The sequence below is a fragment of the Cognatundibacterium squillarum genome (assembly GCF_014652435.1).
Lineage (GTDB): Bacteria > Pseudomonadota > Gammaproteobacteria > Burkholderiales > Burkholderiaceae_D > Undibacterium > Undibacterium squillarum.
Genome location: NZ_BMYU01000004.1, coordinates 150,911 through 165,716, shown reverse-complemented (window position 1 = coordinate 165,716; position 14,806 = coordinate 150,911). Strand labels below are relative to the sequence as shown.

Annotated in this window: 14 protein-coding genes; 2 read left to right on the top strand and 12 right to left on the bottom strand. The window is 54.9% G+C overall.

Annotated elements, in window-relative coordinates:
* Nucleotides 1-17 precede the first annotated feature (17 nt).
* The 5 genes from IE092_RS09830 to rbsK form a co-directional block, all read right to left on the bottom strand.
* Entirely contained in the window at nucleotides 18-989 is a 972-nt protein-coding gene (locus IE092_RS09830) for an ABC transporter permease (protein WP_189356997.1), read from the bottom strand.
* Entirely contained in the window at nucleotides 986-2,068 is a 1,083-nt protein-coding gene (locus IE092_RS09825) for an ABC transporter permease (RefSeq protein WP_189356996.1), read from the bottom strand. The genes IE092_RS09830 and IE092_RS09825 overlap by 4 nt, the downstream gene beginning before the upstream one ends.
* 40 nt (nucleotides 2,069-2,108) lie before the next feature.
* Nucleotides 2,109-3,638, bottom strand: a complete 1,530-nt coding sequence (locus IE092_RS09820) for an ABC transporter ATP-binding protein (RefSeq protein ID WP_189356995.1) — start codon at nucleotides 3,636-3,638, stop codon at nucleotides 2,109-2,111.
* A gap of 91 nt (nucleotides 3,639-3,729) precedes the next feature.
* Nucleotides 3,730-4,725 (bottom strand): BMP family lipoprotein, encoded by a 996-nt coding sequence (locus IE092_RS09815; protein WP_189356994.1) that lies wholly within the window; start codon nucleotides 4,723-4,725, stop codon nucleotides 3,730-3,732.
* 147 nt (nucleotides 4,726-4,872) lie between these two features.
* Complete coding sequence (gene rbsK / locus IE092_RS09810) at nucleotides 4,873-5,802, bottom strand: ribokinase (protein ID WP_189356993.1); 930 nt, start codon at nucleotides 5,800-5,802, stop codon at nucleotides 4,873-4,875.
* Between the two features lie 550 nt (nucleotides 5,803-6,352).
* Between rbsK and IE092_RS09800 the strand changes: the two genes are divergently transcribed.
* Together IE092_RS09800 and IE092_RS09795 are read left to right on the top strand one after the other, a co-directional pair.
* Nucleotides 6,353-7,423: a PfkB family carbohydrate kinase gene (locus tag IE092_RS09800; RefSeq protein WP_189356991.1), complete on the top strand. Its 1,071-nt coding sequence runs from the start codon at nucleotides 6,353-6,355 to the stop codon at nucleotides 7,421-7,423.
* 7 nt (nucleotides 7,424-7,430) lie between these two features.
* Nucleotides 7,431-8,351, top strand: coding sequence for a pseudouridine-5'-phosphate glycosidase (locus IE092_RS09795; protein ID WP_308427128.1), 921 nt, complete (start codon nucleotides 7,431-7,433; stop codon nucleotides 8,349-8,351).
* A 112-nt stretch (nucleotides 8,352-8,463) separates the two neighbouring features.
* On the opposite strand, the gene IE092_RS09790 is transcribed toward IE092_RS09795, so the two are convergent.
* The 7 genes from IE092_RS09790 to IE092_RS09760 form a co-directional block, all read right to left on the bottom strand.
* Nucleotides 8,464-9,984, bottom strand: coding sequence for a DUF3426 domain-containing protein (locus tag IE092_RS09790; protein WP_189356989.1), 1,521 nt, complete (start codon nucleotides 9,982-9,984; stop codon nucleotides 8,464-8,466).
* Nucleotides 9,985-9,988: 4 nt separating this feature from the next.
* A complete protein-coding gene (gene prmA / locus IE092_RS09785; RefSeq protein ID WP_189356988.1) occupies nucleotides 9,989-10,900 on the bottom strand; it encodes a 50S ribosomal protein L11 methyltransferase in 912 nt (303 codons plus the stop codon).
* A 51-nt stretch (nucleotides 10,901-10,951) separates the two neighbouring features.
* Entirely contained in the window at nucleotides 10,952-12,319 is a 1,368-nt protein-coding gene (accC, locus tag IE092_RS09780; protein WP_189356987.1) for an acetyl-CoA carboxylase biotin carboxylase subunit, read from the bottom strand.
* Nucleotides 12,320-12,376: 57 nt separating this feature from the next.
* Nucleotides 12,377-12,838, bottom strand: coding sequence for an acetyl-CoA carboxylase biotin carboxyl carrier protein (gene accB, locus IE092_RS09775; protein WP_189356986.1), 462 nt, complete (start codon nucleotides 12,836-12,838; stop codon nucleotides 12,377-12,379).
* A 142-nt stretch (nucleotides 12,839-12,980) separates the two neighbouring features.
* Nucleotides 12,981-13,418, bottom strand: a complete 438-nt coding sequence (gene aroQ, locus IE092_RS09770; RefSeq protein WP_189356985.1) for a type II 3-dehydroquinate dehydratase — start codon at nucleotides 13,416-13,418, stop codon at nucleotides 12,981-12,983.
* Between the two features lie 72 nt (nucleotides 13,419-13,490).
* A complete protein-coding gene (locus IE092_RS09765; protein ID WP_189356984.1) occupies nucleotides 13,491-14,018 on the bottom strand; it encodes a TlpA disulfide reductase family protein in 528 nt (175 codons plus the stop codon).
* 84 nt (nucleotides 14,019-14,102) lie between these two features.
* Nucleotides 14,103-14,711 carry a hypothetical protein gene (locus IE092_RS09760; RefSeq protein WP_189356983.1) on the bottom strand — a complete coding sequence of 203 codons (609 nt, stop codon included), beginning with the start codon at nucleotides 14,709-14,711 and terminating at the stop codon, nucleotides 14,103-14,105.
* Between the last annotated feature and the right edge of the window lie 95 nt (nucleotides 14,712-14,806).

The window sequence follows — 14,806 nt, the reverse complement described above, 5'->3', positions numbered from 1 at the left end:
CGGCCTGCGCACCGGCATTAACGTGATTTCACAAATGGCTGACCGATGGCTTTTGGTGCTACAGATTTTGCCATCAGACCGGCCAGAACGACGACGGTCACAACATACGGAATCATCTGAATCAGCGATCCCGGTACCTTACCGATCACAGGGAAGACCACGCCTTCGATCTGTACTTGTAACGCAGCAAAGAAACCAAACATCAGACAGCCCAGCGCGGTATACACCGGACGCCAGTTGCCGAATACCAGCGCAGTCAGCGCCAGATAACCGTTACCTGCGGACATATCACGCAGGAAGAAACCGCTCTGTACCACGGACAGATAGGCGCCGGACAAAGAGCACAGTACGCCTGCGGTCAGCATTGCCATAAAGCGGGTCAGTTCCACGTTCACACCGGCAGCATCCGCTGCATGCGGGTTTTCACCGACAGCACGCAGACGCAGGCCGAAGCGGGTGTGATAAATCACCCAGTGCACCAGCGGAATCAGCGCGAACGCCAGATACGTCAGAATCGTGTGGCCGCTCAGCAGGCTGCTGTAAATCCAGCCGATCACCGGCACACCGGCCACGGCTTCCGCACCCGGCAGTACGATGGTGCTCAGACGTGCTGCACCCAGATCCGGCGTGCGTCCGCCCTGCATAAAGAAGAATTGCGCCAGCACGAAAGTCAGGCCGCTCAGTGCGATATTCAGCGCGATACCGGCAACCAGCTGATTGCCTTTTTGCGTAATGCTGACAAAGCCCTGCAGCAATGCAATCGCGGCAGATACCGCGATACCGGCGGCAATGCCCAGCCACGGATTCTGGGTGGCAAAACCAACGGCGGCAGACACAAACGCGGCGGCCAGCATTTTGCCCTCAAGCGCCAGATCAACCACACCGCTGCGTTCGGCAAACAAACCTGCCATCGCTGCAAAAATCAGTACCGGTGCGTTACGGACAGTGGATACCAGAATGCTGGCAAACTGAAAATCGTCAAACATCATTTGTCCTTACGTTTGAACATGGCCGACAGAACCGGTGCATACAGGTTTTCCATCGCACCGCAGAACAGAATAATCAGACCCTGAATGAAAATGAAGGTCTCCGGCGGAATATTCGGTTTCTCCAGAGACAGGTCAAAGCCACCCTGTATCAGTGCGCCGAACAGGATCGACGACAACAGAATACCGACCGGATGCTGACGACCCATCAGTGCAATCGCAATCCCGATAAAACCGGCACCGGCAGGGAAGTTCAGACCCAGATAGTGAGTGGAACCCATGACCGGATTCACTGCCGCCAGACCCGCCAGACCACCGGAGATCAGCATGGTGACGATGATGGTTTTACTGATGGAAATACCGGCGTAGTGCGCCGCATGCGGATTCAGACCGGCAGCGCGCAACTGGTAACCCCAGCTGGTACGCCAGACCGCGATACCGTAAATGACCAGTGCCACCAGCGCCAGCACAAAGCTGATGTTCAGCGGTGTTTCACCCAGTACCGGCAGTATGCTGTTGAGTTTCGGCAGCCATGCGCTTTCCGCAAACACGCGGCTGGCCGGGCTTTGCTCACCGTCAGGAATCAGATGGCTGACGATGACGTAGTTCATCAGGCTGGCGGAAATAAAGTTAAACATGATGGTGGTGACCACCACATGGCTGCCGCGTTTTGCCTGCAGATAGCCGGGTACAAATGCCCACAGGCCACCGAACAGCACCGCACCGGCAATCGCTGCCGGAATCAGTAACCAGCCCGGCAGGGTGTGATCCAGTGCCAGTAAAACCAGCGTGGCACCCAGACCGCCCAGATACATCTGGCCTTCGCTGCCGATGTTGAACAGACCGGCCTGCATTGCGATCGATACCGATAAACCGGTAAAGATAAATGTGGCGGCGTAAAACAGGGTATAGCCCAGACCTTCAGGATTGAGCACCGCTGAATTGATCAGGATGCCCATCGATTCGGCCGGATTTTCTCCGAGCAGGTAAATCACACCGGCTGCGACCAGCAAAGCAGACAGCAGATTCAACAGGGGCATGGCGACCGAAGTGGCCCAGCGTGGCAGATCAGCTTGATTCATAAGATGTTGTCACTCAGTTCAGATAGGTTGCAGACGGCAATCAGTGCTTGTGCAGGCCGCCCATCAGCAGGCCGATCTTCGTTGCGTCAAATTCTTCGACTTTCAGTTCACCGGTAATGCAGCCACCGGACATGACCAGAATCCGGTCTGCCAGTGCACGCACTTCTTCCAGTTCCACCGATACCAGCAAAATCGCGACACCGGCATCACGCAGCGCCAGCAGGCGGGCATGCAGACTTTCAATCGTGCCGATATCCACACCGCGGGTAGGCTGACCGACCAGAATCAGTTTCGGGCTGGCGGCCATTTCACGCGCCATCACCACTTTTTGCTGATTGCCACCGGACAGCAGCGCGATACGCAGCGCCGGATCAGCCGGACGCACGTCGAAATCACGGATCATTTTGTCGCAGTGTTCAGCAATCGCTTTTTTATCGAGCAGGCCAAGGGCTTTGCGGAATTTATTCTGGTAACCGAGGAAGCTGTTCATCAGTACCGAAAAGTTTTTTACGACGGCGTGGCGCAGACGATCTTCCGCAACGTGGGCAATGCCCAGTTCGCGGTAACGCGCTGGCAGACCATCGGCGTCTTTTTTGCCCTGATACGGCAGAGCAGCGCCATCCAGCGTAATCTGACCGGAGCCCGGCAGACGCATACCGCTGAGGATTTCCAGCAATTCACTCTGACCATTGCCGGATACACCGGCCAGCGCCACGATTTCACCGGCGCGGATATTGAAGCTGATGTCTTTCAGCAGGCTGACCTGCTGGCTGTTGATCAGATTCAGGTTTTGCACATCCAGCACCACTTTGCCCGGATTGTAAGGCGCACGCGGCAGCTGGGTTTCGATCGGACGACCGACCATCATTTCTGCCAGCTGTTCTTTGCTGGTGTCGCGGGTATGCACAGAGCCAACTACGGTACCGGCACGCATCACGGTCACTTCATCCGTGATGTCCAGAATTTCCTGCAGTTTATGGGTGATCAGAATGATGGTTTTGCCTTGCTCTTTGAACAGGCGTAACACATCAAACAGCGACTGGGTTTCCTGTACCGTCAGCACAGCGGTCGGTTCATCCAGAATCAGGATGTTAGCGCTGCGGTAGATTTGTTTCAGAATTTCTACACGCTGCTGCACACCGACAGACAGGTCTTCAATTTTGTCGAGCGGATCCACATCCAGCGAGTAACGCTGGCAGATCTCACGCAGTTCAGCCTCGACTTTTTTGCGGTTCGCATTCAGGCGGAAGCCGCCTTCGCCGCCCAGCATCACGTTGTCGAGCACGGTCATGTTTTCGACCAGCATAAAATGCTGATGCACCATGCCGATGCCCAGCACAATCGCTTCGTGGCTGTTATGGATTTTTTCTGCTTTACCGTTGATCAGCAGATTGCCCTCGTCGGCCTGATAGTAGCCGTACAGGATGCTCATCAGCGTGGATTTACCCGCACCATTTTCACCGATCACGCCGTGTATAGAGCCACTGGCGATAGAAAAACTCACATCGCGGTTGGCCTGAACGGCACCGAAGCGCTTGGATATGTTTTGGAATTCGACAGCTGGCTGCATAGGTTCCGGGTACCAGGAAAGCAAAAAGAATTAAGTACTAAAAAAATGACGGGGCGTTGTGTAACGCCCCTGTGGTTTCAGACCGTGAACATCAGGCCGGGCATTTTTTGGCTTCGCGGAAATCAACAACATTGATCTTACCGTTGATGATGTCCTGCTTCGCTGCATTCACCCGTTTTTCGATATCCGCGCTGATGACGCTGCGGTTATCTTTATCCAGCGCCCAGTCAACGCCGCCTTCTTTGACGCCTTTATAGACGATACCGGCTTTCCATGTGCCGTTTTTCACTTGCATGAAGCTGTCGTAAATCGCCTGATCAACACGCTTTACCATGGAGGTCAGCATATTTCCCGGATGCAGGTAGTTCTGGTTGGAATCCACGCCGATACCGAGTTTGCCTTTTTCTTTGACTGCCTGCAGGGTACCCAGACCACTGCCACCGGCTGCTGCGAAGATCACATCCACGCCGCGTTCGATTTGGGCACGTGCCAGTTCACCACCTTTAGCAGGATCATTCCATGCGGCAGTGGTAGTGCCGACCATGTTTTGCACAACTTCGATTTTGCCGTCAGTGGCTTTCACGCCCTGTGCGTAACCGCAGGAGAAGTTGCGGATCAGCGGAATATCCATACCACCGATGAAGCCGACTTTTTTGGATTTGGATGCCAGTGCAGCAGCAACGCCAACCAGATAAGAACCTTCCTGCTCTTTAAACAGTACCGAACTTACGTTGGCACCGTTTGCCACGCCGTCAATCAGTACAAAGCGGGTTGCCGGAAATTCTTTGGCAACGTTTTGCACAGCCTGTGCCTGACCGAAACCGATTGCCGCGATCAGATCCACTTTTTTACGGGCCAGATTACGCAATACCTGTTCAGTTTGTGTGTCGCTGGCAACCTGTACTTCCATGAAACCGATTTTCGTTTCTTTTTTGAAGCGCTCAGCGCCTTCCGATGCGGACTGATTGAAGGATTTATCAAACTTACCACCGGCATCGTAAATCACGGCAAATTTCGGGTCTGCTGCATAAGCACTGGCTGCTGCCAGCATGCTGACCAGAGTCAGACTGATTTGCTTCAGTTTCATGAGAGCTTCCTTATTCAGTTGTAGGGTGATCCGCATGTGCCGGTCTGCCGGCGGGGTTCCTGATCACATGCCAAACGCGGCGGGTGTGAACACGCGCCGCGCAAAAATTGTATCAAAACTTACTTCACTGCCCGTTGCAGCCTGACCTCAGGCCGCCTGTCTTTCTTTCATCAGCGCCAGTACTTCCGCACGTTGCGGAATACTGGTTTGTGCGCCGAGGCGTGTGACGGTAATTGCCGCAGTGTACTGTGCTTCAGTTACAGCCTGATCCAGTGTTAAGCCATTGGCGATACCAACCGCAAATGCACCGACAAATGTGTCGCCGGCTGCAGTGGTGTCAACCACGCTGACTCTGACTGCCGGAACGAAACGAACGTTCCCGGCTTCTGCAATGATCGCACCGTCGCCGCCCATCGTCAGCAGCACAACACGGATACCCATCGCCAGCAGGGCTTCGGAAGCGCGCTGTGCGCTGTCGCGGTCGGTCACGTTTATGCCGCTCAGCTGACCGGCTTCGGTTTCATTCAGAATCAGGTAATCAACCATGGCCAGCAGTTCACTGTCCAGCGCTTGTGCCGGTGCCGGATTCAGCACGACAGCCACATTCGCCTGTTTTGCAGTACGGATGGCATGGGTGACGGTCGCCATCGGTGTTTCCAGCTGGCAGATCAGCATTGCAGACTGGCGGATGCTGTCCGCTGCGGCATCAATGTGCGCAGTACTCAGACAGGCATTCGCACCCGCAGCCAGCACAATGCTGTTGCTGCCGGCGTCGTCCACCAGAATACCGGCCACGCCGGTTGCCGTCGCAGGAATGCTGTGCAGGTGGTTCAGGCTGATCTGGTCTGCCGACAGTGCTTCGCGCGCATTCGCGGCAAAACCATCGTCACCGACAGCACCGACAAAGTGGACGTGTGCGCCCTGACGTGCGGCAGCAACGGCCTGATTGGCGCCTTTGCCGCCCGGGATCTGACGGAATTCGTGACCGTGCAGGGTTTCGCCTACCGCAGGCATACGCGGCGTGCGGAACACCAGGTCCATATTGAAACTGCCGACAACACAGATTTGTGGCTTCATGATCTTGTAACTCGTTTTTATTAATCGTTGCGCAAACGATTGCGCAAACGTTTTCGTATTTAACTATGTCCGCCTGTCAGCAGTCAAGCAGAATCGCGGTTTTTGCCTGTTTTTTGTGCAGTTCCCGCTTTCGGAAAAATGCTGAATCTGCATAGCAGATAAGGTGTATTGCGATTCTGTCAGCTGTCGTCCGGCGTTTGCAGGATTGGTCTCTGCCGGCGTCTGCAGAACGGTTTTTTACCCGTGACTGGCAGTATTGCAGGTGAAGGCTGCAATGCCCGGAAAGGCGGGCCTGAAAGTCTGCAATACGGGGGGAAACAGATCAGAAATAACGATGCCGGCGCCGCTTAAATGGATTTGATTCTGGCGGCGGCGCAGATTGTGGCCTGACGGCGGTGTGCTGTCAAATTCTTCCCCTGCTGTTATGCAAAAAAAGCCGCCGGAGCAGGGACTTGCCTTGACTATAATCGAACAAATGTTTAGTGTTGCAAACAATTGTTTGAATGTGGAATTCTGCATAAGTGCAGATGTGCAAAATTGAAGGCGTCTGATGTCTAAAAAAGAGCAGTTATATGCGCTGATCCGCGCCCGTCCGATGATTTCCCAGCAAGAGCTGGCAGATTGTCTGGATTTGTCGCGTTCTGCCGTGGCCGGACACATTGCAGGCCTGATTCGGGATGGGCGGATACTCGGAAGGGCGTACCAGTTTCCGGAGGCCGCGCGCGTGCTGTGTATCGGCGGTGCGAATACAGATCGTAAGCTGCGTACTACCGGCGCTTTGCAGATGGGAACTTCGAATCCGGCCAGCATGACCGAAAGTTTCGGCGGCGTGGCACGCAATATTGCTGAAAATCTGGCGCGTACCGGTGTCGCAGTCAGCTTGCTGACGGCAGTGGGTACAGACAGCGCTGGCCAGGGCTTGATGCAGCACGCCGCTGGCTGCGGTATTGATACTTCGCTGAGCCGCCTTTGTCCGGCGATGTCCAGCGGTACCTATACTGCGGTGCTGGATGCGCAGGGTGAAATGACGCTGGCGCTGGCGGTAATGGATATTTATGAACAACTGGACGTGCGCTATCTGAGCAGTCACTTACCCGCCAGCGGTTTTCCGTGGCTGGTGGCAGACATGAATCTGCCGGCGGAAACCCTGGCATGGCTGGCGCAGCGCAGCATTAAAGGAATGCAGAAGCTGGCGCTGATCGCCGTATCTGCACCGAAAATGGCAAGGCTACCGGCACGGCTGGATGGAACCGCGCTGATGATCCTGAATCGGGATGAATTGCTGGCGGCGACTGGCCATGCAGCAACAGCGCAGACTGACTGGCCGCAACTGGCCCGCCAGTTACTGCAGCGCGGTGCGGAGAGCGTGCTGGTAACAGCAGGTGAACATGGTGTCTGGGGTGTGCAGAAGGACGCTGAGTGGCATTTGCCTGCATTACCGGTGGAAGTGCGGGATGTGACCGGCGCCGGTGATGCATTCAGTGCCGGTGTGATTGCCGGTCTGATGCGGGCGCCACAGGATTTACAGGCGGCAGCGCAGCGGGGCTTACAGCTGGCGGCGCTGACTTTGCAGAGTGAACAAACGGTTGCCGGAGATCTTCATCCGGCTATTTTTGAGTGAGGAAAAGATGCAGCAGTATTTACAGTTTTCGCAGGAAGTGCAGCAGGCAATGGCAGAAGGCCGTCCGGTCGTGGCGCTGGAATCCACCATCATTTCGCATGGCATGCCGTATCCGCAGAATGTGCAGACAGCACGTGAAGTGGAGCAGATTATCCGTGATCACGGTGCGGTTCCGGCAACGATTGCCATCATGAATGGCCGTATTCATATCGGTTTGTCGGATGCGGATCTGGAATTGCTCGGACAATCGCGCGATGTGATCAAAGTCAGCCGTCGTGATTTGCCGTATGTGCTGAGTGAGAAAAAACTCGGCGCAACCACGGTTGCCGCTACCATGATTTGCGCTGCGCTGGCGAACATTCCGGTGTTTGTGACCGGTGGTATCGGTGGCGTACACCGTGGTGCAGAAACCAGCTTTGATATTTCTGCAGACTTGCAGGAACTGGCGCAAACCTCGGTAGCCGTTGTTTGTGCGGGTGCGAAGTCGATTCTGGATCTGGGGCTGACACTGGAATATCTGGAAACCCACGGTGTGCCGGTGGTATCGGTCGGGCAGGAGGCATTCCCGGCCTTTTTCACCCGCAACAGTGGCTTCAAAGCAGATTTTCGTCTGGATACGCCGGAGCAGCAGGCAGCATTCCTGAAAACCAAATGGGAACTGGGGCTGCAGGGCGGCGTGGTGATTGCGAATCCGGTACCGGAAGCGGATGCGATGCCGGAGGCGGAAATCGAGGCGATGACGAATCAGGCGCTGGCAGAAGCAGAACAGCAGGGCATAGGCGGCAAAGCGGTGACACCATTCCTGCTGGCACGAATTAAGGAGCTGACCGAAGGCCGCAGTCTGACGACCAATATTGCGCTGGTCAAAAATAATGCGGTGTGCGGAGCGCGTCTCGCAGCAGCTTTAAAACAGGCTCAGCAAGGCTGACGCCCTGAAGCCCGCATGCTGTAAGGCTTGCGGGCTACCCCTGCCGGAAAGCCGCGTCCTGTCTGGCTCTCCGGGCAGGCAGGCTGGAAACCCGCATGAAATAAGGGGGATCTCAGGGGTAAAAAGCGGCTACGTGATAGCCGGACGCTTTGCTGGTGCTCAGTTCAAAGTAAATTTTGACCTGCTGATCACCATGACCGGCAATGCCTTTGACCGCATCAGTGCCTTCCGGCAGATAGTCTTTCGGTGCAAAACTTTTCAGAATGACCGGTTTGTCTTTGCTGTCATTCAGCTGCAGTTCCAGATGCGGCCACGCCATCGGTGCGCTGCTGGTATTCAGTAACTGTACATTCAACTGGAACAGATTTCGGTCGGCATCCAGTGACTGCAATTCATTCGCTTCGATAGAAATCTGATCAATCCTTGCCGGTAAGCGGATTTCGCAATGCAGCGGTGCACACACTTGCTTCAGCAAAGGCAGGGTTTGCGGATAATGTGCCGCCAGGCTGTTACGGTTAACGATGGCCAGTTGCCCCAGACACAGGGGCAGCAAAATCAGAATCAGCAAACTGTAGACAATGGTCATCACCCGTCCGCGCCGTGCGGCCCGTTCAGCCTGCAGTACAAAATCCGGTTTATCGTCGTCGTGTTCCGCTTCGTTCGTGGCGGTTGTTGCAGCCAGTGATTCTGCCGGTGTGGTTTCGGGGTCAGCAATTTCTGCGACGGGTGGTGGTTCCGGCAGGCTCAGATCCAGCGCAGCCAGTGTAGCTTCCGGATCGGGCTCAGGTTCAACCGGCAGTTCGCCTGCACTGTCGCTGACTGACCAGTCGATCTGGGGTTCCGCCAGCGCAGCGCGGGTTTCCAGCTCAATCTGCATCGCCAGGTCCTGTTCCGGTGCGCGTTCTGCAGCAACGGGTTCCGCCATCATGGATGGCATGTCGTCGCCAAGATCAAACTCAATCTCAGAGGCGCTTGCAATATTCAGTGCTTCTTCGCGTTCAGCAGCATTCGCTTCCGGCGCGTTGAGCGGGTTTGCCTGCTGCGGAGAGGTTTCTTCCGGTTCATGTTCAGCTGATGCGGAAACAATTTCCGGCTCAGGGAAACTCAGTGCCGCATCTGGGCTGATGTCACCGGCTGGCGGAATACGCTTAGGATGCGTCCAGACCTGCGGTGCTTCGGATGCCGCAAACAGGCTATCGTCAACGATACTTTCAGAACGTTCAGCGGCGGGCACTTCGTCAGTGCGGATCTCATCCGATACTGTGGACGTGAACGCTGCGGTGCTTACCGGAATGTCAGGCACATCCTGAGATTCGCTGGTCGTGCCGGCGGCGACTACCGGTTCGGCAGATGCAATCGTGTCAGCGGGCGCTGCAAATGCAGCAGGCGCGTTCGCTGCGATCTCTGTATGCGCAGCAGACGCTGCCGCCGGAGCGTCAGGCGGTACAACTGGTGTAGCAGGTGCGGCAGGTGTTGCCGGACGCAGCGCCTGATCCGGCGGTACCAGATGTTCTATGCCGTTAAAAGTTTGATGGCAGGCACCGCAACGCACCAGCCCCGCATGCAGCTTGAGCTGGTCATTGGCAACCCGGAACGTCGTCTGACAATGGGGGCAGCGGGTGGCGAGCGCCATAGGCTTACAGTTTCTTCTGACCGCTCAGGGCAACCCAGCCTTCGTGCTCGGCCCAGACAGTCAGTTCAATAAACGGTGCGTAGGCAGCAGCAACTTCTTCAGCCTGACGTGCCAGTACACCGGACAGTACCAGCGAACCGCCTGGCGCAACACGGCCGGACAGCATCGGTGCCATCAGTTTCAGCGGACTGGACAGGATATTGGCAACGACCACATCGAACTGATGGGATTCCGGATAACTGGCTGCGAATGGTTCAGGCAGTGCGTATTCGATAGTGCACTGATTGCGTTCCGCATTGAAATTAGCAGATTCAATTGCCTGCGGATCAATATCCACGCCGACAACGGATTTCGCCTGCAGCTTGGCAGCAACCATCGCCAGAATGCCGGAGCCGCAGCCATAATCCAGCACGGTTTTACCGGCGGGTGTGTTCGCTTCCAGCCATTCCATACACAGGCGTGTGGTCGGATGGCTGCCGGTGCCGAATGCCAGACCCGGATCCAGTTCGAGGATCAGTGCGTCCGGTTCCGGTGCATCGTGCCAGCTCGGCACAACCCAGATATTTTTGCCGATATGAATCGGCGCAAACTGGGACTGCGTTAAGCGCACCCAGTCCTGTTCTTCCACATTGCGGGTCTGCCATGCCGGGATTGCGTCCAGACCGATAGCTTCAGCAGCAATACGTACCAGTTCAGCATGGTCGATGTCGGTGTCTGCCAGCGCGACGACGCGGCTGCGCTCCCACGCGGTTTCTTCCGGTTCCATGCCTGGTTCGCCAAACAGCGGCTTTTCAGCCTCGGTTCCTTCGTCGGCATCTTCTACCGAAACCGATAAAGCACCGGCTTCCATCAGCGCATCTGACAAAGGTTCCGCCTGTTCGCGGGCTACTTCCACAACGATTTCTGTCCAACCCATTTTTCTGACTCTCTCAAAACACTGCCGGTCTCAGGGACCGGCAGCAAGGTATTACTTCGATTTTTTATCCAGCCCCGGCATGTCTGCCAGTTTGTGCTCCAGATAATGGATGTTGGTTCCGCCTTCAAAGAATCTGGCGTCCAGCATCAGCTCGCGGTGCAGCGGGATGTTCGTTTGTATCCCTTCCACCACCATTTCTGATAGCGCAATCTGCATACGGCGAATTGCCTGTTCACGGGTTTCACCGTAGGCAATCACTTTGCCGATCATGGAGTCATAGTTAGGCGGTACAAAGTAACCGGCGTAAGCATGTGAATCCACGCGGATGCCCGGGCCACCCGGCGTATGCCAGGAGGTAATGCGGCCAGGTGAAGGAATAAATTTGAACGGATCTTCTGCATTAATCCGGCATTCAATCGCATGACCACGGAACTGGATATCCTTTTGCGCAAAGCGCAGCTTCTCATTGTACGCGATACGGATCTGTTCCTGCACAATGTCGATACCGGTAATCATTTCCGTAACCGGATGCTCAACCTGAACACGGGTATTCATTTCAATGAAATAGAACTCACCGTTTTCGTACAGGAATTCAAAAGTGCCCGCACCACGGTAACCGATTTTGCGGCAGGCTTCTGCGCAGCGCTCACCGATTTTCGCGATTTGTTCACGCGGAATACCCGGTGCCGGTGCTTCTTCGATCACTTTCTGATGGCGGCGCTGCATAGAACAATCGCGTTCGCCCAGCCAGACGGCATTGCCGTGCTGATCTGCCAGAATCTGGATTTCCACGTGACGCGGATTTTCCAGGAATTTTTCCATGTAGACTTCAGGATTGCCGAATGCTGCGCCGGCTTCCGTTTTTGTCATGGTCACTGCATTGATCAGCGCAGCTTCAGTATGCACGACACGCATACCGCGACCGCCACCGCCACCGGCAGCTTTAATAATGACAGGGTAGCCAATTTTACGTGCTGTCTGCACGATGACTTTCGGATCATCCGGTAACGCGCCTTCAGAGCCAGGAACGCAGGGAACACCCGCTGCTATCATCGCGTGTTTAGCCGATACTTTATCGCCCATCATACGGATGGACTCTGCGCTCGGACCGATAAAGACAAAGCCGGACTGTTCTACGCGTTCAGCGAAATCTGCGTTTTCCGACAGGAAACCGTAGCCAGGGTGAATCGCCTGTGCATCGGTGACTTCGGCCGCGCTGATAATGGCCGGCATGCTCAGGTAGCTCTGGCCGGATGGTGCAGGGCCGATGCAGACGGATTCATCCGCCAGTTTGACGTACTTTGCTTCGCGGTCGGCCTCGGAGTGCACGACGACGGTTTTAATGCCCATTTCACGGCAGGCGCGCTGGATACGCAGCGCAATTTCTCCGCGATTGGCAATCAGGATTTTTTCAAACATGATAAGGTGTGCTGTGACTAAGGTTGCAGCTTACAGTGCGGAAGGCACCGGCCCGTATCAGCCAATCACAAACAGTGGCTGACCGTATTCAACAGGCTGGCCGTTTTCAACCAGAATCTGTTTGATCGTGCCTTCGAAATCACTTTCGATTTCGTTCAGCAGTTTCATTGCTTCGATAATGCACAGTGTGTCGCCTTTGGCAACGGATTTGCCGATATCGGCAAATGGTGCTGCACCCGGAGCGGACGCGCGGTAGAAAGTACCGACCATCGGGGATTTCACAATATGGCCTTCCGGTACTGCCGGCGCTGCCGGAGCGGCCGGTGCTGCACCAGGTGCTGCAACCGCGATTTGCGATGGCGCTGGCTGGCTGTGCTGGGGCATCATGACCACTTGATTCTGAGGGATCGCCGACGATTTGACGATGCGGACTTTGCCTTCACCTTCGGTTACTTCCAGTTCAGCGATGTCCGATTCTGCGACGAGGTCAATCAGGGTCTTGAGTTTTCTTAAATCCATATGGAGTCCCCTAGAAAAGAGTGGTTCTTCGAAAATAAGCGCGCAATATAGAATGATTCCTCGGTTATTGCAACGCTGATGATTTTTGGATTATATCCTAAATTAATTCGCGTAAATTGAAGATGCGCGAAGATAAATGGATTTAGATTGATTTTAAGGCGAAATCGATTGCCATGCGGTAGCCGTCGGTGCCGAAGCCGCACAGTACCCCGCGTGCGATTGCCGATAAATATGAATGATGGCGAAAGCTTTCCCGTGCATGCACGTTAGAAATGTGGACTTCGATAAACGGGATGGCAACGCCTGCCAGCGCATCGCGTAGTGCGACGCTGGTATGGGTCAGTCCGCCGGGATTAATAATAATGGCGTCAATTTGTTCAGAGCGTGCGGCATGGATGCGGTCTATCAGTGCGCCTTCATGATTGCTCTGAAAGCAGGTCAGAGTCGCACCTGCTGCAGTCGCTTGTGCGGTGGCAGCCGCCTCAACATCGGCCAGTGTGGTTGAACCGTAGGTCGCAGGTTCCCGCGTTCCCAGCAGATTCAGGTTAGGGCCGTTCAGCAGCAGAAGTTTGCCAGCCATAGTCGCATTGAATTTGACGAAGATGGCCGCATTTTGCCGTTAATAAATGAAGAATGGCAAGAAAAAAACGTGTTATTTTGATTTTTCTGAAGATAATTTGGTGATATCAGTATGCAATTCTTCCATTTTCAGGCGACCCAGATAGGTTTTTGCTACTTTGCCACTCCGGTCAATCAGCAGGGTAAATGGCAGGGCGCCGGACTTATTGCCAAGCTGACGTGATAAGTCAGTTCCTTCCATGCCGGCAACCATAATCGGATAGCTGATCTCATATTTTTGCAGGAACTCTTTAATATTCGACGGGCTGTCGATACCAATGCCAACGATCTGCACACCTTTAGGCTGCACCTCTTTTTGCAACGCAGATAACTCTGGCATTTCTTTGACGCACGGCGCACACCAGGTTGCCCAGAAATTTACCAGCAGGATTTTCCCCTGATGCGTTGCCAGTGTTTGCGCCTGACCGTTACTGTCTTTGAAAGGGCGGCTCAGCAGGTTCGCCGTTGCATCACTGTTCACTGGCGTTGTTGCTGCATAAATGCCGAAAGCGGCACTCAGTGTGCCGGTCAGGATGGCGGCAATCAGGAAGTTTTTTTTCATACCGGGTTCCGTTTGTGATCGCGGTCAGTCATTTCGCAAAAATGTATTTCCGGTATCGTGCGGACACCGGAAAGCAAATGCATCTTACTCTGATTCAGTATCGCTTGCAGACGCGGTCTCTTCCAGCAGTCTGCGCAGGGCACCGATGTCTGCTCGTTCGGAAGCTTTAGTGCCGCCGCGTCGTATTGCATCGCGGTCATGCACAATCAGATGCACACCTTCGCGCCGGTGCATAAAGCTCAGCGTTTCTTCCACGTCATCACGGCTGCCTTCACCGACATCAAACTGCACATCCTTATTCAGCAGAAAGATTGATACCTCTTTGATATTGTCCGGATACAGGTGCAGGTAGATATCAGAGTGCTCACCGGCGGTGCCGTTCAGCACTGAGCCAACCAGATAAGGCTGAAACTCCTGCAATTGTTCCATCAGTTCCAGTGCGAGTTCGCGCAGCTGTCGAAGGCGCGCGGGTTGCGTGTCACCGAAGAAAATTTCATTGTATTCACGAACCTGTTGTTCGATTTCTGCATTGTCCGGCAGGTAATCGCCGCGCACTTTCTGTTTGCCCAGAATCTGGCGTGCAGCTTTTTGTTTGGCGCTGGCGTAATCGGCGCCGTCTTCTGCGATCATGCGAGCAGCCAGTGCGGCAATTTCAGCACGGAGTGCTTCGGCTTCTTGAGGGTGATAAATCATAGTGATTGCATCATATCGTATGCGGGAAAAGCCTGCCAGCCGCTGGTCGGGCGCTTTACTCCCTCTGAATGTTCCGTACCTGCTATGCGCCTGCG

Bases quoted from the DNA above. Each gene is read 5' to 3' on its own strand.
- IE092_RS09830 (WP_189356997.1), bottom strand. From the start codon at position 989: ATGATGTTTGACGATTTTCAGTTTGCCAGCATTCTGGTATCCACTGTC.
- IE092_RS09825 (WP_189356996.1), bottom strand. From the start codon at position 2,068: ATGAATCAAGCTGATCTGCCACGCTGGGCCACTTCGGTCGCCATGCCC.
- IE092_RS09820 (WP_189356995.1), bottom strand. From the start codon at position 3,638: ATGCAGCCAGCTGTCGAATTCCAAAACATATCCAAGCGCTTCGGTGCC.
- IE092_RS09815 (WP_189356994.1), bottom strand. From the start codon at position 4,725: ATGAAACTGAAGCAAATCAGTCTGACTCTGGTCAGCATGCTGGCAGCA.
- rbsK (WP_189356993.1), bottom strand. From the start codon at position 5,802: ATGAAGCCACAAATCTGTGTTGTCGGCAGTTTCAATATGGACCTGGTG.
- IE092_RS09800 (WP_189356991.1), top strand. From the start codon at position 6,353: ATGTCTAAAAAAGAGCAGTTATATGCGCTGATCCGCGCCCGTCCGATG.
- IE092_RS09795 (WP_308427128.1), top strand. From the start codon at position 7,431: ATGCAGCAGTATTTACAGTTTTCGCAGGAAGTGCAGCAGGCAATGGCA.
- IE092_RS09790 (WP_189356989.1), bottom strand. From the start codon at position 9,984: ATGGCGCTCGCCACCCGCTGCCCCCATTGTCAGACGACGTTCCGGGTT.
- prmA (WP_189356988.1), bottom strand. From the start codon at position 10,900: ATGGGTTGGACAGAAATCGTTGTGGAAGTAGCCCGCGAACAGGCGGAA.
- accC (WP_189356987.1), bottom strand. From the start codon at position 12,319: ATGTTTGAAAAAATCCTGATTGCCAATCGCGGAGAAATTGCGCTGCGT.
- accB (WP_189356986.1), bottom strand. From the start codon at position 12,838: ATGGATTTAAGAAAACTCAAGACCCTGATTGACCTCGTCGCAGAATCG.
- aroQ (WP_189356985.1), bottom strand. From the start codon at position 13,418: ATGGCTGGCAAACTTCTGCTGCTGAACGGCCCTAACCTGAATCTGCTG.
- IE092_RS09765 (WP_189356984.1), bottom strand. From the start codon at position 14,018: ATGAAAAAAAACTTCCTGATTGCCGCCATCCTGACCGGCACACTGAGT.
- IE092_RS09760 (WP_189356983.1), bottom strand. From the start codon at position 14,711: ATGATTTATCACCCTCAAGAAGCCGAAGCACTCCGTGCTGAAATTGCC.